At 71.1% G+C, this 20,059-nt stretch carries 24 protein-coding genes; 11 read left to right on the forward strand and 13 right to left on the reverse strand.

Annotated elements, in window-relative coordinates; all coding sequences use genetic code 11:
- Positions 1-42 precede the first annotated feature (42 nt).
- Positions 43-1,224, forward strand: a complete 1,182-nt coding sequence (locus tag QK442_RS07450; RefSeq protein WP_282693043.1) for an acetyl-CoA acetyltransferase — start codon at positions 43-45, stop codon at positions 1,222-1,224.
- A gap of 37 nt (positions 1,225-1,261) precedes the next feature.
- Entirely contained in the window at positions 1,262-1,915 is a 654-nt protein-coding gene (locus tag QK442_RS07455) for a pyridoxal 5'-phosphate synthase (RefSeq protein WP_282693044.1), read from the forward strand.
- Between the two features lie 3 nt (positions 1,916-1,918).
- Here the strand turns inward: QK442_RS07455 and QK442_RS07460 are convergent, their stop codons facing one another.
- From QK442_RS07460 to QK442_RS07485, 6 genes are all read right to left on the reverse strand, one after another.
- A complete protein-coding gene (locus QK442_RS07460) occupies positions 1,919-3,796 on the reverse strand; it encodes an AMP-dependent synthetase/ligase (protein ID WP_282693045.1) in 1,878 nt (625 codons plus the stop codon).
- 261 nt (positions 3,797-4,057) lie between these two features.
- On the reverse strand, positions 4,058-5,365 hold the full coding sequence (locus QK442_RS07465) for a dicarboxylate/amino acid:cation symporter (protein ID WP_282693046.1): 1,308 nt from the start codon (positions 5,363-5,365) through the stop codon (positions 4,058-4,060).
- A gap of 393 nt (positions 5,366-5,758) precedes the next feature.
- Entirely contained in the window at positions 5,759-6,196 is a 438-nt protein-coding gene (locus QK442_RS07470) for a VOC family protein (RefSeq protein WP_282693047.1), read from the reverse strand.
- 41 nt (positions 6,197-6,237) lie between these two features.
- On the reverse strand, positions 6,238-6,441 hold the full coding sequence (locus QK442_RS07475) for a DUF397 domain-containing protein (protein ID WP_282693048.1): 204 nt from the start codon (positions 6,439-6,441) through the stop codon (positions 6,238-6,240).
- 98 nt (positions 6,442-6,539) lie between these two features.
- Positions 6,540-6,743, reverse strand: a complete 204-nt coding sequence (locus tag QK442_RS07480; protein ID WP_282693049.1) for a DUF397 domain-containing protein — start codon at positions 6,741-6,743, stop codon at positions 6,540-6,542.
- Positions 6,740-7,570 carry a helix-turn-helix transcriptional regulator gene (locus QK442_RS07485; protein WP_282693050.1) on the reverse strand — a complete coding sequence of 277 codons (831 nt, stop codon included), beginning with the start codon at positions 7,568-7,570 and terminating at the stop codon, positions 6,740-6,742. The genes QK442_RS07480 and QK442_RS07485 overlap by 4 nt, the downstream gene beginning before the upstream one ends.
- A gap of 93 nt (positions 7,571-7,663) precedes the next feature.
- Between QK442_RS07485 and QK442_RS07490 the strand changes: the two genes are divergently transcribed.
- Both QK442_RS07490 and QK442_RS07495 read left to right on the forward strand, forming a co-directional pair.
- On the forward strand, positions 7,664-8,221 hold the full coding sequence (locus QK442_RS07490; protein WP_282693051.1) for a hypothetical protein: 558 nt from the start codon (positions 7,664-7,666) through the stop codon (positions 8,219-8,221).
- Between the two features lies 1 nt (position 8,222).
- Entirely contained in the window at positions 8,223-8,480 is a 258-nt protein-coding gene (locus QK442_RS07495) for a hypothetical protein (protein ID WP_282693052.1), read from the forward strand.
- An 18-nt stretch (positions 8,481-8,498) separates the two neighbouring features.
- Here the strand turns inward: QK442_RS07495 and QK442_RS07500 are convergent, their stop codons facing one another.
- Entirely contained in the window at positions 8,499-8,765 is a 267-nt protein-coding gene (locus QK442_RS07500) for a DUF4229 domain-containing protein (protein ID WP_282693053.1), read from the reverse strand.
- Positions 8,766-8,970: 205 nt separating this feature from the next.
- Here QK442_RS07500 and QK442_RS07505 point away from each other — a divergent pair, with 205 nt between their 5' ends.
- The 4 genes from QK442_RS07505 to QK442_RS07520 all read left to right on the forward strand — a co-directional run bounded on the left by QK442_RS07505 (position 8,971) and on the right by QK442_RS07520 (position 12,625).
- Positions 8,971-9,462 carry a DUF6223 family protein gene (locus QK442_RS07505; protein ID WP_282693054.1) on the forward strand — a complete coding sequence of 164 codons (492 nt, stop codon included), beginning with the start codon at positions 8,971-8,973 and terminating at the stop codon, positions 9,460-9,462.
- Positions 9,463-9,507: 45 nt separating this feature from the next.
- A complete protein-coding gene (locus QK442_RS07510; protein WP_282693055.1) occupies positions 9,508-10,767 on the forward strand; it encodes an FAD-dependent oxidoreductase in 1,260 nt (419 codons plus the stop codon).
- Between the two features lie 16 nt (positions 10,768-10,783).
- A complete protein-coding gene (locus QK442_RS07515; protein WP_282693056.1) occupies positions 10,784-11,317 on the forward strand; it encodes a GNAT family N-acetyltransferase in 534 nt (177 codons plus the stop codon).
- Between the two features lie 126 nt (positions 11,318-11,443).
- Entirely contained in the window at positions 11,444-12,625 is a 1,182-nt protein-coding gene (locus tag QK442_RS07520) for a phospholipase D-like domain-containing protein (protein ID WP_282693057.1), read from the forward strand.
- Positions 12,626-12,697: 72 nt separating this feature from the next.
- Here QK442_RS07520 and mqnE read toward each other — a convergent pair whose 3' ends face one another.
- Together mqnE and QK442_RS07530 are read right to left on the reverse strand one after the other, a co-directional pair.
- Positions 12,698-13,861 (reverse strand): aminofutalosine synthase MqnE, encoded by a 1,164-nt coding sequence (gene mqnE, locus QK442_RS07525; RefSeq protein WP_282693127.1) that lies wholly within the window; start codon positions 13,859-13,861, stop codon positions 12,698-12,700.
- Between the two features lie 55 nt (positions 13,862-13,916).
- A complete protein-coding gene (locus QK442_RS07530; RefSeq protein WP_282693058.1) occupies positions 13,917-14,372 on the reverse strand; it encodes an Lrp/AsnC family transcriptional regulator in 456 nt (151 codons plus the stop codon).
- Positions 14,373-14,496: 124 nt separating this feature from the next.
- On the opposite strand from QK442_RS07530, the gene QK442_RS07535 reads away from it, so the two are divergent.
- The gene (locus QK442_RS07535) at positions 14,497-14,622 is read left to right on the forward strand and encodes a hypothetical protein (protein ID WP_282693133.1); all 126 of its coding nucleotides are present in this window, start codon (positions 14,497-14,499) and stop codon (positions 14,620-14,622) included.
- On the opposite strand, the gene QK442_RS07540 is transcribed toward QK442_RS07535, so the two are convergent.
- From QK442_RS07540 to QK442_RS07550, 3 genes are all read right to left on the reverse strand, one after another.
- Positions 14,619-15,338: a UbiX family flavin prenyltransferase gene (locus tag QK442_RS07540; protein WP_282693059.1), complete on the reverse strand. Its 720-nt coding sequence runs from the start codon at positions 15,336-15,338 to the stop codon at positions 14,619-14,621. The genes QK442_RS07535 and QK442_RS07540 overlap by 4 nt on opposite strands.
- 10 nt (positions 15,339-15,348) lie before the next feature.
- Positions 15,349-16,251 (reverse strand): menaquinone biosynthesis prenyltransferase MqnP, encoded by a 903-nt coding sequence (mqnP, locus tag QK442_RS07545; RefSeq protein WP_282693060.1) that lies wholly within the window; start codon positions 16,249-16,251, stop codon positions 15,349-15,351.
- A gap of 82 nt (positions 16,252-16,333) precedes the next feature.
- Positions 16,334-17,785 carry a menaquinone biosynthesis decarboxylase gene (locus tag QK442_RS07550; protein ID WP_282693061.1) on the reverse strand — a complete coding sequence of 484 codons (1,452 nt, stop codon included), beginning with the start codon at positions 17,783-17,785 and terminating at the stop codon, positions 16,334-16,336.
- Between the two features lie 90 nt (positions 17,786-17,875).
- On the opposite strand from QK442_RS07550, the gene QK442_RS07555 reads away from it, so the two are divergent.
- Both QK442_RS07555 and QK442_RS07560 read left to right on the forward strand, forming a co-directional pair.
- Positions 17,876-18,280, forward strand: a complete 405-nt coding sequence (locus tag QK442_RS07555) for a PLD nuclease N-terminal domain-containing protein (protein ID WP_282693062.1) — start codon at positions 17,876-17,878, stop codon at positions 18,278-18,280.
- A gap of 37 nt (positions 18,281-18,317) precedes the next feature.
- Positions 18,318-19,205: a LysR family transcriptional regulator gene (locus QK442_RS07560; RefSeq protein ID WP_282693063.1), complete on the forward strand. Its 888-nt coding sequence runs from the start codon at positions 18,318-18,320 to the stop codon at positions 19,203-19,205.
- On the opposite strand, the gene QK442_RS07565 is transcribed toward QK442_RS07560, so the two are convergent.
- Entirely contained in the window at positions 19,111-20,031 is a 921-nt protein-coding gene (locus tag QK442_RS07565; protein WP_282693064.1) for a DMT family transporter, read from the reverse strand. The two genes, QK442_RS07560 and QK442_RS07565, sit on opposite strands and share 95 nt — an antisense overlap.
- Between the last annotated feature and the right edge of the window lie 28 nt (positions 20,032-20,059).

Genomic DNA, 20,059 nt, shown 5'->3' on the forward strand with positions numbered 1-20,059 from the left:
ACGCACCCCCGGATCGCGCAAATCTGATGTACCGTCAGATGCATGACCGCCCACGGCACCACCACCCCGTCCAGGCCCGCCCGGCGCCGGGTCGCCGTCGCCGGTGTCGCGCTCTCCGACTGCGGCCGGGTCGACGAGGCCACCCCGTACGCGCTGCACGCCCAGGCCGCCCGCCGCGCCCTCGCCGACAGCGGCCTCGACCGCTCCCTCGTCGACGGCCTCGCCTCCGCCGGGCTCGGCACGCTCGCGCCCGTCGAGGTCGCCGAGTACCTGGGCCTCCGCCCCACCTGGGTGGACTCCACCTCCGTCGGCGGCGCCACCTGGGAGGTCATGGCCGCCCACGCGGCCGACGCGATCGCCGCCGGGCACGCCAACGCGGTGCTCCTCGTGTACGGCTCCACCGCCCGCGCCGACATCAGGGCCCGCCGCCGCACCGCGAACCTCTCCTTCGGCGCGCGCGGCCCGCTGCAGTTCGAGGCCCCCTACGGGCACACCCTGATCGCCAAGTACGCGATGGCCGCCCGCCGTCACATGCACCAGTACGGGACCACCCTGGAGCAGCTCGCCGAGGTCGCCGTCCGGGCGCGGGCGAACGCGGCGCTCAACCCTGAGGCCATGTTCCGCGACCCGGTCACCGTCGACGAGGTCCTGTCCGGCCCGATGATCGCCGACCCCTTCACCAAGCTGCACTGCTGCATCCGCAGCGACGGGGGCTGCGCGGTGCTGCTGGTGGCGGAGGAGTACGTACCGGACACGCGGAAGGCGCCGGTCTGGGTGCTTGGCACCGGCGAGCACGTCTCCCACACGACGATGTCCGAGTGGGAGGACCTCACGGTCTCCCCCGCCGCGGTCAGCGGCCGCCTCGCCTTCGAGCGCGCCGGCGTCACCCCCGCCGACGTCGACGTCGCCGAGATCTACGACGCCTTCACCTACATGACCCTGGTCACCCTGGAGGACCTCGGCTTCTGCCCCAAGGGCGAGGGCGGCGCGTACGTGACGGAGAAGGACGCGGTGCCGGTCAACACCGACGGCGGCGGCCTCTCCGCCTGCCACCCCGGCATGCGCGGCCTCTTCCTCCTGGTCGAAGCGGTCCGCCAGCTCCGCGGCGAGGCCCCCGGCCTCCAGATCCGCCGCCCCGACGGCACCCTCCCGGAGGTGGCCCTCGCCTCCGGGACGGGCGGCTGGTTCTGCTCCTCCGGCACGGTGATCCTGGCCCGGGGCTGACCCCGCCGCGGGCCGCGCCCCCGCCTACGCTCGCCCCATGACCGACTTCCACCACGCCCTGCGTTCCCTCCGCGTCTGGGACACCGAGCTGCCCGCCTTCGACCCGGCGACCGCCCCGGACGAACCGCTCGCGCTCTTCCACGCCTGGTTCCTCGCGGCGGTCGCCGCCGGGCAGGCGGAGCCGCACACGCTCTCGCTCGCCACCGCCGACGAGGACGGGCGCCCCGACGTCCGTACCGTGATGCTGCACAACGCCGACGCGCGCGGCTGGCACTTCGCCTCGCACTCCACCAGCGCCAAGGGCCGCCAGCTCGCCGCCCGCCCCGAGGCCGCGCTCGGCTTCTACTGGCCCGTGCAGGGGCGCCAGGTCCGGGTCCGGGGACACGTCACCACCGGCACACCCGAGGAGGCGCACGCGGACCTCCACGCCCGTACCACCGGCGCCCTCGCCGCCGCGCTCACCGGCCGGCAGAGCGAGGTCCTCGACTCGCCCGAGGCCCTCGCCGAGGCGAGCGAGGCGGCCTGGCGGCGCGCCGAGGCCGAGCCGGACGCCGACGCCCCGACCTGGACCCTGTACGTCGTCGAGCCGGCCGAGGTCGAGTTCTTCCAGGGCGACGCCCGCCGCCGCCACCTCCGCCTCCGCCACCGCCGCACCCCGGACGGCTGGGTCCGCGAACTCCTCTGGCCCTGACCGCTATTCGGCGTACGCGCCCGCGCCCTCCCCGTACATCGACTCGATCTCGCGCGCGAAGTCCCGCAGCACCGCCCGCCGTCTGAGCTTCAGGGACGGCGTCAGGTGGCCCGAGGTCTCGGAGAACCCGGTCGTCAGGACGCGGAAGGCGCGGATCGACTCGGCCCGCGAGACCAGCCGGTTGGCGTCGTCCACCGCCTTCTGGACGACCTCCAACAGCTCCTCGTCCCGGGCCAGTTCCCACAGCGCCAGGTGGTCCTTCCGCCGCATCCGCCGCCAGTGCGTCAGGCCCTCGTGGTCGAGGGTGATCAGCGCGGAGACGTACGGGCGGCCGTCGCCGACCACCATGCACTGGGCGACCAGGGGGTGGGCGCGCAGCCAGTCCTCCAGCGGGGCCGGGGCCACGTTCTTGCCGGCCGAGGTGATCAGGAGGTCCTTCTTGCGGCCGGTGATGGTGAGGTAGCCGTCCTCGTCGAGGGAGCCCAGGTCGCCGGTGGGGAACCAGCCTCCGTCCGTGTGCGGGAGGGCGGTGCCGCGCCGCGCGTCCCAGTAGCCGGCGAAGACGTGCGGGCCGCTCAGCCACACCTCCCCGTCGTCGGCGATCCGCACCGCCGTGCCCGGCAGCGGCAGGCCCACCGTGCCGTTGCGCGGCGCGAGCGGCGGGGTGACCGTCGACGCGGCCGTGGTCTCCGTCAGGCCGTACCCCTCGAAGACCTCGACGCCCGCGCCCCGGAAGAACTCCGCGAGCCGTACGCCCAGCGGCGAGCCGCCGCAGATCACGTACCGCACCCGCCCGCCCAGCGCCCGCCGGATCCGGCGGTAGACCAGCGGGTCGTACAGGGCGCGTGCCACCCGCACGGAGAGCGAGGGCGCCTCGGTGCTCCCGAAGCGGCGGGCGGCCCGGGCGGCCCGGTCGAAGGCGGCGCCCCTTCCCGCGCGTTCGGCGGTGGCCCGTGCCCGGTCGTGGACCTTCTCCATCACGTACGGGATCGCGAGGAGGAACGTCGGCCGGAAGGAGGCCAGGTCGTCGAGGAGGTCCTCGCCCTCCACCGACGGCGCGTGCCCGACCCGTACCCGCGCCCGTACGCAGCCCACCGCCACCATCCGCCCGAAGACGTGCGAGAGCGGCAGGAAGAGCAGCGTGGACGGGGGGTCGCCGCCCTCGGGGGCGAAGACCGGGTGGAGGAGCCGGACCGCGTTGTCGACCTCGGCGAAGAAGTTGGCGTGGGTGAGGGCGCAGCCCTTGGGCCGGCCGGTGGTGCCCGAGGTGTAGACGAGGGTGGCGAGGGTCTCCGGGGTGAGCAGCCCCCGCCGGGCGGTCACCGCCTCGTCGGGGACCCGCCGCCCGGCCTGCCGCAGCTGCTCCACCGCCCCGGCGTCGAGGACCCACAGGTGGGCGAGGCCGGGCAGCTGCCGGCGTTCGGTGGAGACGAGCCGCGCCTGGTCGGCGTCCTCGACGACGCAGGCGACGGCCCCGGAGTCCTGGAGGATCCAGCGGGTCTGGAAGGCGGAGGAGGTCGGGTAGACGGGGACGGTGACGAGCCCGGCGGCCCAGGCGGCGAAGTCGATCAGAGTCCACTCGTAGGTGGTACGGGCCATCAGCGCGAGCCGGTCGCCGGGCCGCAACCCGTGGGCGATGAGCCCCTTGGCGACGGCGTGCACGTCGGCGGCGAACCGGGCGGCGGTGACGTCCCGCCAGGAACCTGCTTCGCCCTCCCGGGAGGACTTCCGGGAGAAGACGACGGCGTCCGGGTCCTGGCGGGCGTTGTCGTACGGCAGGTCGGCGAGGGAGCCGCGCTCCACCCGGGGCACGAGGGCGGGGGCGGAGGCCTCCCGCACCTGTCCGTCGACGAGGGTGAGGTGGACGGGGTCGTACGACACGGGCGACTCCTTGGTTCTGCGCGAGGAACGAAGGTCGTGCGTCGTGGAGCGGAAGTGCGGCCGTGCGGAGGTACGGAAGTGCGGGAGTGCGGAGGGGGTGCGGTTTTAACTAGCCGGTAACCTTACTGCGCGGTAAGGCCCAACGGGGAGACCGGCGTTCGCTTTTCAGGGACGGAGCCCCCTGATCGGCCGGGAGACACGCACGTGCCCCCCGCCCGGACGGGGCGAGGGGCACGCGGACTTCCGTGGTACGGAGCGGGCTCAGGCCGCGAGCGCGGGCTCCGGCTCCCGGTCGTCCACCGGGGACGCGGTGACGGTGTCGTACTTCTCGCGGTCGAGGATCTTCTCGCGGGAGGAGACGATCACCGGGACGAGCGCCTGACCGGCGACGTTCGTGGCCGTCCTGACCATGTCGAGGATCGGGTCGATCGCCATGAGGAGGCCGACGCCCTCCAGCGGGAGGCCCAGGGCGGAGAGCGTCAGGGTCAGCATGACTGTCGCGCCGGTCAGACCGGCGGTGGCCGCCGAGCCGATGACCGAGACGAAGACGATCAGCAGGTACTCCTTGATGCCCAGCTGCACGTCGAAGATCTGCGCGATGAAGATCGCGGCGAGCGCCGGGTAGATCGCGGCGCAGCCGTCCATCTTGGTGGTGGCGCCGAACGGGACGGCGAAGGAGGCGTACTCCTTCGGGACGCCGAGGCGCTCGGTGACCTTCTGGGTGACCGGCATGGTGCCGACCGAGGAGCGGGAGACGAAGGCCAGCTGGATGGCGGGCCAGGCGCCCTTGAAGAACTGGAGCGGGCTGAGCTTGGCGACGGTGGCGAGCAGCAGCGGGTAGACGCCGAAGAGGACCAGGGCGCAGCCGATGTAGATGCCGGCGGTGAGGGTGGCGTACTTGCCGATCAGGTCCCAGCCGTAGTTGACGATGGCACGGCCGATGAGACCGGCGGTGCCGATCGGCGCGAGGCGGATGACCCACCACAGGGCCTTCTGGAGCAGCGCCAGGACCGACTCGGAGAGGCTGAGGATCGGCTGGGCCTTCTCGCCGAGCTTGAGGGCGGCGATGCCGGCGACGGCGGCCATGAAGACGATCTGGAGGACGTTCAGCTCGGTGAAGGGCGTGATGACGTCCGTCGGCACGATGCCGGTGAGGAAGTCGATCCAGCTGCCCTTGTTCTCGGGCGCCTTGCCGTCCGCCGGGGTGAGGCCGGTGCCGGCGCCGGGGTTGGTGAGCAGACCGATCGTGAGGCCGATCGCGACCGCGATCAGCGAGGTGATCATGAACCAGAGGAGGGTCTGGGCGGCGAGGCGGGCCGCGTTGTTGACCTTCCGGAGGTTGGTGATCGACACCAGGATCGCGAAGAAGACGAGCGGGGCGACGGCCAGCTTGAGCAGCTGGACGAAGATGCCGCCGACCTGGCTCAGGGTCTCCTTGAGCCAGTCGACGTCCTGACTGCGGGCGAGCCACCCGAGCAGGACGCCGAGCACGAGACCGGCGACGATCTGGGCCCAGAAGGGGACCTTGGGTATACGCGCGGAAACGGACGCGGACGCGGACACGGACACACTCCACAGGTGCGTATGGGGAAACACGGGGACGGGGGTGCGGCACACGCGGATTCACGCGGGCCGCTGCATGATGCCGGGTCAGAGCGCGCGGCAACAGACCGCGGACATACAGCGGCAGAGATCGACGTGCAGGCGCGCCACGAGCGGGGTGCTCGGGGCGTCGAAGGGGCGCACTGCTGTCGTCATGGCCGACACGTTAACACTTGAACTTTGAGAACCTCAAAGCTGTTCTTTGGGATGGAAACGGGCCGTGAGGCGCCGAGAACCCTTGGAAACGCAGAACACCCCTGACCAGAGCCTTGGAAGCGCACGGTCAGGGGTGCGGCGGGTGTGAGGAACCTTACGCGGCCCTCACGGACGGGCGTCGGCCTCACCGCCGTCAGCCCTTCTTCAGCTCCTCTTCAGCTCTTCGGCGAGCATCACGAGGATGCCGCTGGGGCCTCGGAGGTACGTGAGCTTGTAGACGTCCTCGTAGGTCGCCACCCCGCGAAGCGGACGGCACCCGTGCCTCGCGGCCACCTCCAGGGCCTCGTCGAGGTCGTCGACCGAGAAGGCGACGCGATGCATGCCGATCTCGTGGGGGCGGGTGGGCTCCGTCTCGATCGCTTCGGGGTGGATGTACTCGAAGAGCTCAAGGCGACCGTGCCCGTCCGGCGTCTGGAGCATCGCGATCTTGGCGTGATTGCCGTCGAGGCCGACGGCGGTGTCGGTCCACTCGCCGCTGACCGTGTCCCGGCCGACGACCGTGAGGCCGAGGTCGGTGAAGAAGGAGATCGCCGCTTCGAGGTCGCGAACGGCGATCCCGACGTTCTCAAGTTTGATGGCCATGCACCGAATGCTAACGATCCGGGCATACCAGGCGCCTGCCGTCAGCGGCCGAGCGCGCCGCCCTTGACGCCCTGCACGAAGGAGGCGAACGCGGAGGCGCCCACGGTCAGGACGGGGCCGGCCGGGTTCTTCGAGTCACGGACGGGGACGACACCGTGCGCGGCGACGAGGTTGACGGCGGTCTCCACGCAGGCGCCACCGTTGTTGCTGTAGGAGGACTTGAACCACTGCGGAGCATCGGTCATTTGAGAACAGCCCTTCCGTGCCTCGTGGTGGATCTGCGCACGCCTGACGGTACGGCCCCGCCCCGCCCCTGAGAAGGGCGCGACGGGGCCAGCCGGGGTCAGGCGAGTACGCCGTCCTTGACGCCCTGGACGAAGGAGGCGAACGCGGAGGCGCCCACGGTCACGATCGGGCCGGCCGGGTTCTTCGAGTCACGGACGGGGACGACACCGTGCGCGGCGACGAGGTTGACGGCGGTCTCCACGCAGGCGCCACCGTTGTCACTGTAGGAGGACTTGAACCACTGCGGAGAGTCGGTCGTCACGGGTAAGCCTTTCGTGCCTCGCGGATCAGAGCCACCGACGCCGCGTGTGGAAGGGCTTCGGCTTGAAGCTGATGGTAGTCCTTCAACAGGTCGAATACGGACGCGGTTTCACGCTCCAGATGCCCCCGAATCTGCGATTCCGCGTAGGCCATCACAGACACGTCTGGCAGCGTCAGCAGGTACACCGGGAGGCTGAGCGCGCGGCGTTCTCCTATCGAGAACGGAGCGATCTGGAGCACGGTGTGCGGCTGGTCGGCGAACTCCAGCAGCCGGTCGAGCTGCGCGCCCATGATCTCCGGCCCGCCGACCTCCCTCCGGATGCAGCTCTCGTCCATCACCACCAGCATCGCCGGAGGGCGGGGGCGTACGAGGGCCTGCTGCCTGCCCTCCAGGACCGCGACACGGTCGTCCGCCTGCTCGGGCGTGATCGACCCCCGTCGCACCGCGCTGTCCGCGAGGCAGCGGGCGTACTCCGGGGTCTGGACGAGGCCCGGGATGATCCCGATCTCGTACAGGCGGATCTCCACGGCCCGGCTCTCGTGGTCGGCGTACTCCGAGAAGCCCTCCAGGAGGATGCCGAAGCGCAGTTTCCGCCACTCGTTCTGGAACTTCTCGCCGGTCTCCAACGCGGCGTCCGCCTTGCGCGAGAAAGGCAAGGTAGGCATCTTGCGGCCGGTTTCGACGGACGAGATGTGGGTGGAGGAGTACCCCATCCGTTCACCCATCTCGTCCTGGGAGAAGCCCCGTTCCATCCGTACCCTGCGCAGAAGCGCCCCGTAGGCCGCTTGCGGTGACGCGCTGGGGTCCAACTCCTTGACGTTAGCCAACCTTTCGTCCTCCCCTGGAACGTTGAAAGGATTTCTGACCGTCGGTCACTCTCAGAGCTCCCGGTAGTGGAAATGCTACGGAGAGGAGCGGCCGTGCGTGACGAGACCGAGCAGATCCAGCAGACGGCACAAACCGAACAGATGGCGCAGGTCGAACGGGCCGCCGCGCAACCGACGGTCCCCCTTCCCGCCCTCGGCGCGTTCGTGGTCGACACGCGCTTCGCCGGAGCCAGAGCGGGGCGGGTCGCCGGTCACGAGGCGGGGGCGGGGACCGTACGCCTCGTACCGCCGGGCGGTGGGGCGTGGTGGAACGCTCCCCGGGCGGACCTCCGTCCGCCCACGGTGGAGGAGTGGGCGAGGATCCGCGTCCTCATCACCCCCGTACGGCCCCTGCGGCGGGAGGACGACGAGCACCAGCGCTGCCCGGACCGGGCTCCGGTGGTGCTGACGGCCGGCGCCGGACCGGACCCCGAGCCGGTCGAGGGGTGCGCGCTGTGCGCCCTGCTCGCGCGGTGGCGCGCCGAGCTGCGGGAGGGGCCGGGGGCGGACTGGTCGGCGGCGACGGACTGTTCCGTGGAGATCGGGAACCACCCGCACACCCCGCCGAAGCTGACGGCGGTCTTCCCCTCGCCGCTCCGCGACCGGGACTGACATGCGGCCCGGAGACATGGCCGTACGGCCCGCCCACCGGATGGGCATGCACCCGGGCCCCGAGTCCGAGGCGACGGTGACCGCCCGATGCCTGGACGGCGGCGGATGCGCCTGGGAGACGGAGCCGACGAATCAGGCGCCCGCCGCGCGTCTGGCCTGCGAGACGCACACCGCCGACACCGGGCACGCGGTGTTCGCGGTGGTGGTGGAGTACGTCGCCCTCGTGACGGCGACCGCGACGACCACGACCGCGCCGTGACCGCTCAGCGGAAGAGGATCAGACCGCGTCCTCGCGGGTGCGGTTGGCGTCCAGGCGGTTCTTCGCGCGGCCGACCTTCTCGACGATCTCGGCGCTCATGGTGTCGCGCTGCTTGCGGAGCAGGACGAAGCTCAGGGGGGCGGAGATGACGATGGCGAGGAGCAGCACCCAGAGGAGGTTGGAGTCGCCGAGGCCGCGCGGGAGCGCGCCGACGTAGACGAGGCCCCACAGGGCGAAGAAGCAGCCTGCGAAGATGCCGAGTCGCATCAGCGAGTAGCGGAGCATGTCCGTCCTTCCTTCCCGTTCGGCCCCTATGTCCCCTACGGGGTGAGCGCACCTCCAGTGAAGCACGGGAAGGGGTGCTCACCGGCGGCGGGGGCGGGCGCGGCCTTTCCGGGGCGGGTGCGAGGTGACCCGCGTCACGGCGTGTCACAGGGGTCGGCGGCCCGGTGTCTTGAGGTCGGACCCCTTCGGAAAGGCAGGTCACCTCATGTCCGCTCGATCCGCTCTCGCAGCCGCCACCACCGTCGCTGCCGCCACCACCGTCACCGCCGTCACCGCCGCCGTCCTGGTCGGCGGCATCGCGCTCGCCGGGCCGGCCGTCGCCGCGACCGCCGCCCCCTCGGCCGAGCCGCTGGCCGCGAGCGTCTACACCGTGAGCGTCGGCCGGGTCGGGGCCTCCCTGTCCGCGCTGGTCGGCCTCCTCGGCACGGCGGGCGGCGGCCTCGCCCTGACCCGCCCCCGTACCGGGCAGGGCCGCGTCGCCGCCTGGGCCCGCCGGAACGGGGCCGTCACGGCGCTCGTGACCGGGCTCGTCGCCCTGGCCGTCGGCGGGGCGGTCGCGGCGACCGCCGACGGCGGTCTCGGCACCGGCACCGGCCTCGGCGGCGCCTACTTCGCCATGGTGCTCGGCCTGACCGCCCTCGCCCTCGGCCGGACGGCCCGGTCCCGCACCCGCGCCCAGGGCCGCCCCACCCGCTGACGCCGTCCCCGCCCGCCCCGTCCCGAACCGACAGGAGAAAAGCCCATGAAGCACCGCATCGTCGTCCTCGGCGCCGGTTACGCCGGAGCCTACGTCGCCGGAAACCTGGCCCGCCGCCTCTCCCCGGCGGACGTCGAGATCACCGTCGTCAACGCCGAGCCGGACTTCGTCCAGCGGCTGCGGCTGCACCAGCTCGCGGCCGGCCAGAAGATCGAGGCCCCCCAGCTCACCGACGTCTTCGCGGGCACGGGCGTACGGCTCCGCCTGGGCCGCGTCACCGCCCTCGACCCCGAGCGCCGGACCGTCACCGTGACCGACACCGCGACCGATGCCGGCTCCACCACCGACGCTCTCCCGTACGACACCCTCCTCTACGCGCTCGGCAGCCGCGTCGCCGACCACGGCGTCCCCGGCGTCCCCGAGCACGCCTTCGACGTCGCCTCCCGCCCCTCGGCGCTGCGCCTGCGCGAGCGCCTGGACGCCCTGGGCGGGCGCCGCGAAGGCGGCCGCGTCCTGGTGGTCGGCGACGGCCTGACCGGCATCGAGACCGCCACCGAGATCGCCGAGTCCCGGCCCGGCCTGTCGGTGACGCTGGTCGCGCGGGGCGAGCTGGGCGACCGGCTCTCCGACGGCGCCCGCGCCCACCTGCGCCGGGCCTGCGACCGCCTCGGCATCACCGTCCTGGAGCACACCCGCGTCGAAGCGGTCGAGGCGGCGCAGGTGCGGTGCGCCGACGGCACCGCCCTGGCGTCCGACGCGACCGTGTGGGCGGCCGGCTTCGCGGCCGGCCCGGTCGCCTCCGCCAGTGGCCTCGACGTCACCGGGGACGGCCGGATCGTGGTCGACCGCCACATGCGGTCGGTCTCGCACCCGGACGTGTACGCCGCAGGTGACAGCGCCTACGTCATCGGCGACAACGGCCTGCCGCTGCCGATGTCCTGCGCCTCGGCCGGCTACACCGGCATGCAGGCCACGCACGCGATCATGAGCCGCCTGACCGGCCGCGAGGTCAAGAACACCAAGCTGGAGTACGTGGCCAACCACATCAGCCTCGGGCGGCGGGACGCGATCTTCCAGCTGGTCGACGAGGAGGCGCGCGCGAAGCCGAAGTACCTGAGCGGCCGGAAGGCGGTACGGATCAAGGCGGCCATCCTCCGGATCTCGCTGTGGACCACCTCGCACCCGACCTTCGGCCTGCCCACCCGCAGGCACCGCGCGACGAGCACCACACCGGCTCCCGCCCCCGCGCCCACGCCCGCGCCTGTGGTCACGCCCTCCGGAGCCCTTGAGCCCACCAAGGGGTAATAGCTAAGCTATCCCTATGCCCCTTACCTTCGAGGTCGATCCGGCGGTCGACCAGTCCCTGACCGACGGCGTCCTCGCCCTCTGGGCCGACGTGTCCAACGCGGGCGGCGCCGTCGGATTCGTCCCGCCCGTCACCCCGGCGGAGATCCGCCCCGCCCTCCTCAAGCACCTCACCGGGATGACCCAGGGCACCACCCGGCTCCTGGTCGGGCGCGACGAGGAGGGGGAGATCGCCGCCACCGCCTTCCTCGTCCTCAACAGCCACCGCCTGATGACCCATTGGGTGTGGCTGTACACGGTGATGGTGCATCCGCGCCACCAGGGCAAGGGGTACGGTCTCGACCTCATGGCGGCCGTCGAGCACACCGCCCGTACCGCCCCCGGCTTCGAGGGGATCGAGGCCATCCGGCTCGGCGTCCGCGGCGGCACCGGCGTCGACTCCTTCTACGCGAAGGCCGGTTACAAGGAGGTCGGGCGCGTCCCCGGCGCCATCCGTGTGGGCCCCGGTGATGACCGCGACGACATCACCATGCTGCTGCCCCTGACCTGAGCCGGCCCGCCTCGGTCTACGCTGTCGCGCACCACGCGAAGTCGATCTTCGCGTGGTGTCGGACCCGTAGTCAGAGGAGTGATCCCGATCTTCGCATCTCCCCTTCCCCGTACAGGACTTCGCCGCATGGGCCTTCGCCGTATGGGCGCGGCCGTCCTCCTGGCCGGTGCCATGCTCCTGCCCGGCGCCGGCACCGCCGTCGCCGAGGACACCGTCCCGGTCGTCACCGGAGCGGTGTTCAACAACCCCAAGGGCACCGTGACGGAGCAGAACGCCGTCAAGGACCACATCATCAACGCGATCCGCCGGACCGAGTCCGGGCGGGTCATCCGCAGCGCCCTCTACGCCCTGAACGACCAGGCGTACACCGACGCCCTGGTGGCCGCCCACCAGAGGAACGTCAACGTCCGGGTGGTCCTGGACGTGAAGTACGCGGACTCGGCGGCCGCGAAGAACCTCATCTCGGCCCTCGGCAAGGACAAGACCGCCCGCTCCTGGGTCTACGTCTGCAAGAAGTACCCCAGCAATCCCGACAGCACCATAGGCGGCTGCATCGCCACCGCGGACGACATCGACAAGCCGCGGAACCACAACAAGTTCTTCACGTTCTCCCGCACCGGCACGGTGGCGGGGGTCGAGGAGGACGTGGTCATCCAGACCTCCGCCAACCAGACCGCGCTCAACACCGCCAAGTACTGGAACAACGCCTACACCGTCGTCGGCAACACCGCCCTGTACACGGCCTACGTCGACTACTTCAACGACCTGGCCTCGGGCGTGAAGAACAGCAACTACTACACCACCGCCAAGGTCGGCACCGAGAAGTACTACTTCTTCCCGCAGGGCAGCGGTGACGTCGTCGTCGACATCCTCAAGAACGTCTCCTGCACCGGCAACACCACGGTCGGCACGCCCACCAGCCACCGCTCCATCGTGCGCGTGGCGGCCTTCGCGCTGCACCGCCCCGCGGTCGCGAACACCCTCGTCACGCTCGCGGGCCAGGGCTGCAGGATCGAGGTCGTCTACGCCGAGGGCAGCGCGGTCTCCACCCTCAAGGGCCGCGCCAACATCACGCTCAAGCAGCTGAACGCCGACGGTTACCTCGTCCATTCCAAGTACCTGACGATCGAGGGCAACTACGCGGGCCACCCCGACACCAAGTGGACCTTCACCGGCTCCCACAACCTGGACGAGTCCTCCCTCACCGAGCAGGACGAGGCCATGATCCGTCTGGAGGGCGCGGCCCCTCACGACGCGTACGCGCGCAACTTCGCGATGCTGCTGAACTACGCCACGCCGGCGGTCTGAGCGGTCCGAGCGGTCCGAGCAGTCTGAACCCCGGGCGGGCCGACACCGTCGGCCCGCCCGGGCACGAAGCCGTCAGACCCGCATCGGCTGCGGCGACTCGCGCCGCCCCGCGTCCGGCCCCGGGTACTCGCGGATGATCTCGTACCGGGTGTTCCGCTCGACCGGCCGGAAACCGGCGTCGCGGATCAGCTCCAGCAGGTCCTCGCGGGTGAGCTTGTTCGGCGTGCCGTAGTTGTCGGCGTCGTGCGTGATCTTGTACTCGACCACCGAGCCGTCCATGTCGTCGGCGCCGTGCTGGAGCGCGAGCTGCGCGGTCTGGACGCCGTGCATGACCCAGAAGACCTTGACGTGCGGCACGTTGTCGAAGAGGAGCCGGGAGACCGCGAAGGTCTTCAGGGCCTCCGCGCCGGTCGCCATCGTCGTGCGCGCCTGGAGCCTGTTGCGTACCTTGCCGTCCTGCATGTCGACGAAGTCGTGCTGGTAGCGCAGCGGGATGAAGACCTGGAAGCCGCCGGTCTCGTCCTGGAGCTCGCGCAGCCGCAGCACGTGGTCGACGCGGTGGCGCGGCTCCTCGATGTGCCCGTACAGCATCGTCGAGGGGGTCTTCAGGCCCTTCTCGTGGGCGAGGCGGTGGATCCGGGACCAGTCCTCCCAGTGGGTGCGGTGGTCCACGATGTGCTGCCGGACCTCCCAGTCGAAGATCTCGGCGCCGCCGCCGGTCAGCGACTCCAGGCCGGCCTCGATCAGCTCGTCGAGGATCTCGGAGGCCGAGAGGCCGCTGATCGTCTCGAAGTGGTGGATCTCGGTGGCGGTGAAGGCCTTGAGGGAGACGTTCGGCAGGGCCTTCTTCAGCTCGGAGAGGGAGCGCGGGTAGTACCGCCAGGGCAGGTTGGGGTGGAGCCCGTTGACGATGTGCAGCTCGGTGAGGTTCTCGCTCTCCATCGCCTTGGCGAGGCGGACCGCCTCCTCGATGCGCATCGTGTACGCGTCCTTCTCGCCCGGCTTGCGCTGGAACGAGCAGTAGGCGCAGGAGGCGGTGCAGACGTTGGTCATGTTCAGATGCCGGTTGACATTGAAGTGGACCACGTCGCCGTTCTTGCGGGTCCTGACCTCGTGGGCCAGTCCGCCGAGCCAGGCAAGGTCGTCGGACTCGTAGAGGGCGATGCCGTCCTCGCGGCTCAGCCGTTCACCGTCCCGGACCTTCTGCTCCAGCTCACGCTTGAGCCCCGCGTCCATACGGTCGCCTCCCATGTATCCGAATCCGACGAAATCAGGCTCACCCACCGTACTCTCAGACCTCTTCCGGCAGGTCCCCGACCCGGTTCTCCCACTTGGTGGAGAGGACGATCGTGGTGCGCGTGCGGGAGACGCCCTTGGTGCCGGAGAGGCGGCGGATCGTCTTCTCCAGGCCGTCGACGTCGCTGGCGCGGACCTTGAGCATGTAGGAGTCGTCGCCGGCGATGAACCAGCAGTCCTCGATCTCGGCGAGGTCCTTCAGGCGGCGGGCCACGTCCTCGTGGTCGGCGGCGTCGGAGAGCGAGATGCCGATGAGGGCGGTGACGCCCAGGCCGAGGGAGGCGGCGTCCACGGTGGCGCGGTAGCCGGTGATGACCCCGGCCGCCTCCAGGCGGTTGATGCGGTCGGTGACGGAGGGGCCGGAGAGCCCGACGAGCCGTCCCAGCTCGGCGTACGAGGCGCGGCCGTTCTCGCGCAGGGCCTGGATGAGCTGCCTGTCCACGGCGTCCATAGGTATACGACCTTCCATTGTCCAGCGGTACCGCAAGTTTAGGTATAGAATCTAAGGCATGCAGGGCAGTCGCCCTGCGAATCTTTCAACAGATCAAAGACGATCTTTCAGGAGTGAGAACACCGTGTACACGATCGAGATGGCCTACGCCCGTATGCGCGAGCTGCAGGACCTGGCCAACCGCTCGCGTGCCCACCAGTCCGCCCCCGCCTCGAAGCGCGCCCACAAGAAGGCCGCGAAGAAGCGCTAACCGGCACGGGACGCTCCCCCGGGACGCTCCCTCCGGAAGGCCCCCTCGGGCCCTCCCCCGGACGCTCCCCCGAGCTCTCCCCGCCACCGGCGGTACAGCTCGTGCGGCACCCCCGCCGCGTCGAGCACCCGCCCCGCGACGAAGTCCACCAGCTCCTGGATGTGCGTCGCCCCCGCGTAGAACGCCGGAGAGGCGGGCAGCACCACGGCGCCCGCCTCGTCCAGCGCCACCATCTGCTTCAGCGTCTGCCCGCTCAGCGGGGTCTCCCGCACCGCGACCACCAGCGGCCGCCGCTCCTTGAGCGTCACGCTCGCCGCCCGCTGCAGCAGGTCCTTCGAAAGCCCCAGCGCGATCCCCGCCACGGCGGCCGTCGACGCCGGCACGACCAGCATCCCCTTGGCCGGGTACGACCCCGAGGACGGCCCCGCCGCCAGATCGCCGGCCGGCCAGTACCTCACCGCGCCGACGTCCGCGTCGAAGGCGTCCGGCTTCCCGTCCGCCCCCCGCGCCAGCCAGGCCGCCAGGTCCTCCCGCCAGTACGCGTCCCGGAACGCGATCCCCGTCTCGTCGAGCAGCGTCAGCCGCGAGGCCCGCGAGACCACCAGGTCGACGCTCTCCCCCGCGGCGAGCAGCCCCCTCAGCACGGAAGCGGCGTACGGCGTCCCCGACGCCCCGGAGACCCCCACGATCCAGGGGATGCGCTTGCCGTCGTTCATGGCGCCGAGCCTAGAGGGTGAGCCCGCGGACCAGCAGGTCGAGCAGGGCGCAGAGGAAGAGGGAGATGCCGATGAAACCGTTGGTCGTGAAGAACGCCCGGTTCAGGCGCGACAGGTCGTGCGGCTTCACGATCGAGTGCTCGTAGCAGAAGGCCGCGGCCACGATCACCAGGCCGATCCAGAAGAACAGCCCCGCGCCGGTGACCAGGGCGTACCAGACGAGCAGCCCGGTGGTCACGACCGCCGAGGCCCGCGCGCCCCACAGCGCCGCCGGGATGCCGAAGCGGGCCGGCACCGACATCACGCCCTGCGCCCGGTCCGCCTGCACGTCCTGGCAGGCGAAGATCAGGTCGAAGCCGCCGATCCAGATGCCGACCGCGAGCCCCAGGATCACCGCGTCCCACGACCACTCCCCGGTCACCGCGAGCCAGGCGCCGATCGGCCCGATGGCCTGGGCGAGGCCGAGGATGGCGTGCGGGAAGTTCGTGAACCGCTTGCCGTACGGGTAGACCACCATCGGGATGACGGCCAGCGGCGCGAGCGCCAGGCAGAGCGGGTTGAGCAGCGCGGCGGCGCCGAGGAAGACGACGACCGCGATCCCGGCCCCGGTCCACGCCGACCGCACCGACACCGCGCCCGTGACCAGCTCCCGGCCGGCGGTCCGCGGATTACGCGCGTCGATCTCCCGGTCGATGATCCGGTTGCAGGCCATCGCGAAGGTCCGCAGGCCCACCATGCAGACGGTGACGAGGAAGAGCGTCCACCAGTGGATCCTCCTGTCGAGCTGGAACATCGCGGTGAGGGAGGCGATGTAGGCGAAGGGCAGCGCGAAGACCGAGTGCTCGATCATCACGAGCCGCAGGAACGCCCTCGTACGCCCCGGCTGAGCGCCCGGGACGGCGGCGGTGGCCATCACAGCCCGTACTCCGGATCACCCTCGCGGAGGCGGGGAAACCCCGGCTCCGCGCCGTCCGAGCCCGTCATGCCGCGTCCCCTCACAGCCCGTACTCCTTCCAACGGCGGTCCACCAGGGCCGCCGTCGCCGGGTCCGACTCCACCATGTCCGGCCAGCCGCCGTCCCGGGTGTAGCCCTCCTCCGGCAGCTTCCTCGTCGCGTCGATGCCCGCCTTGCCGCCCCAGAACTGCTGGTAGGAGGCGTGGTCGAGGTGGTCGACGGGCCCCTCGACGACGGTCAGGTCGCGGGCGTAGTCGGTGTTCCCGAGCGCCCGCCAGGCCACCTCGTGCAGGTCGTGCACGTCGCAGTCCTTGTCGACCACGACGATCAGCTTGGTCAGCGACATCATGTGGGCGCCCCAGATGGCGTGCATGACCTTCTGCGCGTGCTTCGGGTACTTCTTGTCGATCGAGACGATCGCGCAGTTGTGGAAGCCGCCCGACTCCGGCAGGTGGTAGTCGACGATGTCCGGCACGATGATCTTGAGGAGCGGCAGGAAGAAACGCTCCGTCGCACGCCCGAGCGGACCGTCCTCGGTCGGCGGCCGGCCGACCACGATCGACTGGAGCAGCGGCCGCTTCCGCATCGTCACGCAGTCGATCCTCAGGGCCGGGAAGGGCTCCTGCGGGGTGTAGAAGCCGGTGTGGTCGCCGAAGGGCCCCTCCGGCAGCATCTCGCCCGGCTCCAGCCAGCCCTCGATCACGACCTCGGCCTGCGCCGGGACCTGGAGCGGCACGGTCTTGCAGTCGACCATCTCGATCCGCTTGCCCTGCACGAAGCCGGCGAAGAGGTACTCGTCGATGTCGCCGGGCAGCGGCGCGGTGGAGGCGTACGTCACGGCCGGCGGGCAGCCGAAGGCGATGGCGACCGGCAGCCGCTCGCCGCGCTCGGCGGCCACCGCGTAGTGGTTCCGGCTGTCCTTGTGGATCTGCCAGTGCATGCCGATGGTGCGCTTGTCGTGCCGCTGGAGCCGGTAGAGGCCCAGGTTCCGCACGCCCGTCTCCGGGTGCCTGGTGTGGGTGAGCCCCAGGTTGAAGAAGGAGCCGCCGTCCTTCGGCCAGGTGAAGAGCGCGGGCAGCTTGTCGAGGTCGACGTCGTCACCGGTGAGGACGACCTCCTGCACGGGAGCGTCCTTCACCTTCTTCGGCGGCACGTGGACCATCGAGCCCAGCTTGCCGAAGGCCTCCCGGACACCGACGAAGCCGTGCGGCAGCTCCGGCTTCAGAAGACCGCCGATCTTCTCGCTGATCTCCTCGTACGACTTCAGGCCGAGCGCCTTGAGCAGCCGCCGGTCCGTGCCGAACACGTTCATCGCGAGGGGCATGGCGGACCCCTTCACGTTCTCGAAGAGGAGCGCGGGCCCTCCCGCCTTGTTCACCCGGTCGACGATCTCCCCGACCTCCAGGTACGGATCGACTTCGGCCTTGATGCGCTTGAGGTCGCCTTCGCGCTCGAGCGCCCTGAGCAGCGAGCGGAGATCGTCGTAAGCCATACGGGCAAGTATCGGTCACCGGCTAGGCTGGACCTGTCACCGGGGCCGACTCGACGCGCCCCCGCCACCGCTTCCAGGGGGCTTTTCCACATGCTCAGGGCGCTGATGTTCCTCCTGCCACTGGCGCTGCTCATCTACGCCTTCATCGACTGTCTGAACACACCCGAGGACGAGGTCAAGCACCTGCCCAAGGTGGTCTGGGTCCTCGTGATCCTCCTCTTCCCGCTGGTCGGCTCGGTGGGCTGGATCGCGGCGGGGAAGGAACGGCACCGCATCGGCGGTGGCGGCCGGGGCGGCCGCTGGGTCGCGCCCGACGACAACCCCGAGTTCCTGAAGTCCCTCGGCGACTCCGACGAGAAGCCCGGGGAGAAGCCGGGCGGGCGCGGCCGGCAGGACGAGGAGCTGTTCAAGGAGTGGGAGGACGACCTGCGCCGCCGCGAGGACGAGCTGAAGCGGCGCGAGCGCGAGGACGGCGGCGAGGAGAAGGGCGCGTGAGCGTCGTCACGCGGACCTCCTGTACGCGGACCTCCTGATGGAACTACGCCTCCTCGCCACCTTCGAGAAGGTCGCCGAAGTCCTCTCCTTCACGCGCGCCGCCGCCGACCTCGGCTACGCCCAGTCCAGCGTGACCGCCCAGATCAGGACCCTGGAGACCTCCCTCGGCACCGAGCTGTTCGACCGGCTCGGCGGCCGCATCCGCCTCACCGAGGCCGGCGAGCGGCTGCTGCCGTACGCACGCCGCATGGCCGAGCTGGCCGAGGAGGCGCGGGCGGCCGTCGCCGCCGGGGAACCGGCCGGGACGATCACCATCGGCACGATGGAGTCGCTGACCACCTACCGCCTCCCGCCGCTCCTGGAGTACGTCCACCACCGCCACCCCGCCGTACGCCTCGCCCTGCGCCCCACCCTCGGCGACGCGACCCGGCAGGCCCTGCGGCAGGGCACGTACGACCTGGGCTTCCTGATGGAGGCGGAGACCACCCACGAGGGCCTGGACTCCGAGGTCCTGGCACCGGAGCCGTTGGCCCTGATCGCGTCCCCGGACCACCCCCTGGCAGCCCGTACGCAGCTGACCACGGCAGACCTGACGGAAGCCGCCCTGGTGGGCACCGAACCGGGCTGCGCCTACCGGGACCTCTTCGAGGCGGAGCTGGCGGCGGGGGCATCCTCGGGCCCGGAGTTCCTGGAGTTCGGCACGATCGAGGCGAGCAAACGGGCGGTCGCCGCCGGCCTCGGGATAGCCCTGCTGCCCCGGATCACCGTCCAGGAGGAACTGGCGTCCGGGGCACTGGTGGCGCTCGACTGGGAGCCGCCGTTCACGCTCTTCACGCAGCTCGCGTGGCGACGGGGGAAGCGGCTTCCTGCGCACGTCCGCCTGTTCGTGGAGCAGGCGCGGCGGCTCGCGCGAGAGTCACCCTGAGGCTGGCGAGGACGATCAGCGGCACGCCGAGCGCCTGCACGAGCCCGATGTGGTGCCCGTACACCGCCCAGTCGACGAGCATCGCGACCGCCGGGTAGGTGAAGGCGAGGACGGCGATCTTCGCGGTGGGCAGCTTGGCGTAGGCCGCGTACATGAGCACGTACATCACCCCGGTGTGCACGAGCCCGAGCCCCACCAGCCAGACCCACCCGCTCCCGAGCCCGGACACCGCCCCGAGGTCGGCGAAGGGCAGCAGCAGCGGCACCCCGGCGGCGACCTGCACGAGAGCGATCAGATGCGGCCTTACGCCGCCGATCCTCTTCGTCACGAAGGTGGCGAGGGCGTACAGCACGGCGGCGGCGAGCGCGTACCCGAGCCCCTGGAGGGAGGCGGTGTCCCCCGGCCGCACACCGGAGACGAGGACGAGCCCGACGAAGGCGACCGCCAGCCACCCCAGCTTCCCGGCGGGGATCCGCTCCCGCAGGAAGAACGCGCTGAGCAGCACGAGGAAGAACGGCTGCGTGTGGTACACGACGGTGGCGAGCGAGATGGAGGAGGCGGCGTACGCCTCGAACAGGAACACCCAGTTGAAGACGATGAACACCCCGCCGAGGACGGCGAGTCCGAAGGACCGCGCGGTGAATCCGTGCCCGGTGAAGTAGCCGCGGGCCAGGCTGTACAGCCCGAGCGCGACCGCCCCGAAGAGGCACCGGAAGAACACCACCTCGAAGGGCGAGGCGCCCGACTCGACGACGAAGACACCGAGGGTGCCGGACAGCACCATGGCGAGGGTCAGTTCGAGGGTTCCCCTGGTCTCGTTTCTCATGCGAACGACGCTACGGAGAGGGGCGGGG

The organism is Streptomyces sp. CC208A (assembly GCF_030010625.1).
Classification (GTDB): Bacteria; Actinomycetota; Actinomycetes; order Streptomycetales; family Streptomycetaceae; genus Streptomyces.

Excerpts from the sequence above, each read along its gene's own strand:
- QK442_RS07505 (WP_282693054.1), top strand. The coding sequence starts at position 8,971 with ATGTCCGCTCGATCCGCTCTCGCAGCCGCCACCACCGTCGCTGCCGCC.
- QK442_RS07450 (WP_282693043.1), top strand. The coding sequence starts at position 43 with ATGACCGCCCACGGCACCACCACCCCGTCCAGGCCCGCCCGGCGCCGG.
- QK442_RS07455 (WP_282693044.1), top strand. The coding sequence starts at position 1,262 with ATGACCGACTTCCACCACGCCCTGCGTTCCCTCCGCGTCTGGGACACC.
- mqnP (WP_282693060.1), bottom strand. The coding sequence starts at position 16,251 with ATGGCCACCGCCGCCGTCCCGGGCGCTCAGCCGGGGCGTACGAGGGCG.
- QK442_RS07500 (WP_282693053.1), bottom strand. The coding sequence starts at position 8,765 with ATGCTCCGCTACTCGCTGATGCGACTCGGCATCTTCGCAGGCTGCTTC.
- QK442_RS07475 (WP_282693048.1), bottom strand. The coding sequence starts at position 6,441 with ATGACCGATGCTCCGCAGTGGTTCAAGTCCTCCTACAGCAACAACGGT.
- QK442_RS07470 (WP_282693047.1), bottom strand. The coding sequence starts at position 6,196 with ATGGCCATCAAACTTGAGAACGTCGGGATCGCCGTTCGCGACCTCGAA.
- QK442_RS07540 (WP_282693059.1), bottom strand. The coding sequence starts at position 15,338 with ATGAACGACGGCAAGCGCATCCCCTGGATCGTGGGGGTCTCCGGGGCG.
- QK442_RS07565 (WP_282693064.1), bottom strand. The coding sequence starts at position 20,031 with ATGAGAAACGAGACCAGGGGAACCCTCGAACTGACCCTCGCCATGGTG.
- QK442_RS07510 (WP_282693055.1), top strand. The coding sequence starts at position 9,508 with ATGAAGCACCGCATCGTCGTCCTCGGCGCCGGTTACGCCGGAGCCTAC.
- QK442_RS07495 (WP_282693052.1), top strand. The coding sequence starts at position 8,223 with ATGCGGCCCGGAGACATGGCCGTACGGCCCGCCCACCGGATGGGCATG.
- QK442_RS07530 (WP_282693058.1), bottom strand. The coding sequence starts at position 14,372 with ATGGACGCCGTGGACAGGCAGCTCATCCAGGCCCTGCGCGAGAACGGC.
- mqnE (WP_282693127.1), bottom strand. The coding sequence starts at position 13,861 with ATGGACGCGGGGCTCAAGCGTGAGCTGGAGCAGAAGGTCCGGGACGGT.
- QK442_RS07555 (WP_282693062.1), top strand. The coding sequence starts at position 17,876 with ATGCTCAGGGCGCTGATGTTCCTCCTGCCACTGGCGCTGCTCATCTAC.
- QK442_RS07560 (WP_282693063.1), top strand. The coding sequence starts at position 18,318 with ATGGAACTACGCCTCCTCGCCACCTTCGAGAAGGTCGCCGAAGTCCTC.
- QK442_RS07520 (WP_282693057.1), top strand. The coding sequence starts at position 11,444 with ATGGGCCTTCGCCGTATGGGCGCGGCCGTCCTCCTGGCCGGTGCCATG.
- QK442_RS07550 (WP_282693061.1), bottom strand. The coding sequence starts at position 17,785 with ATGGCTTACGACGATCTCCGCTCGCTGCTCAGGGCGCTCGAGCGCGAA.
- QK442_RS07515 (WP_282693056.1), top strand. The coding sequence starts at position 10,784 with ATGCCCCTTACCTTCGAGGTCGATCCGGCGGTCGACCAGTCCCTGACC.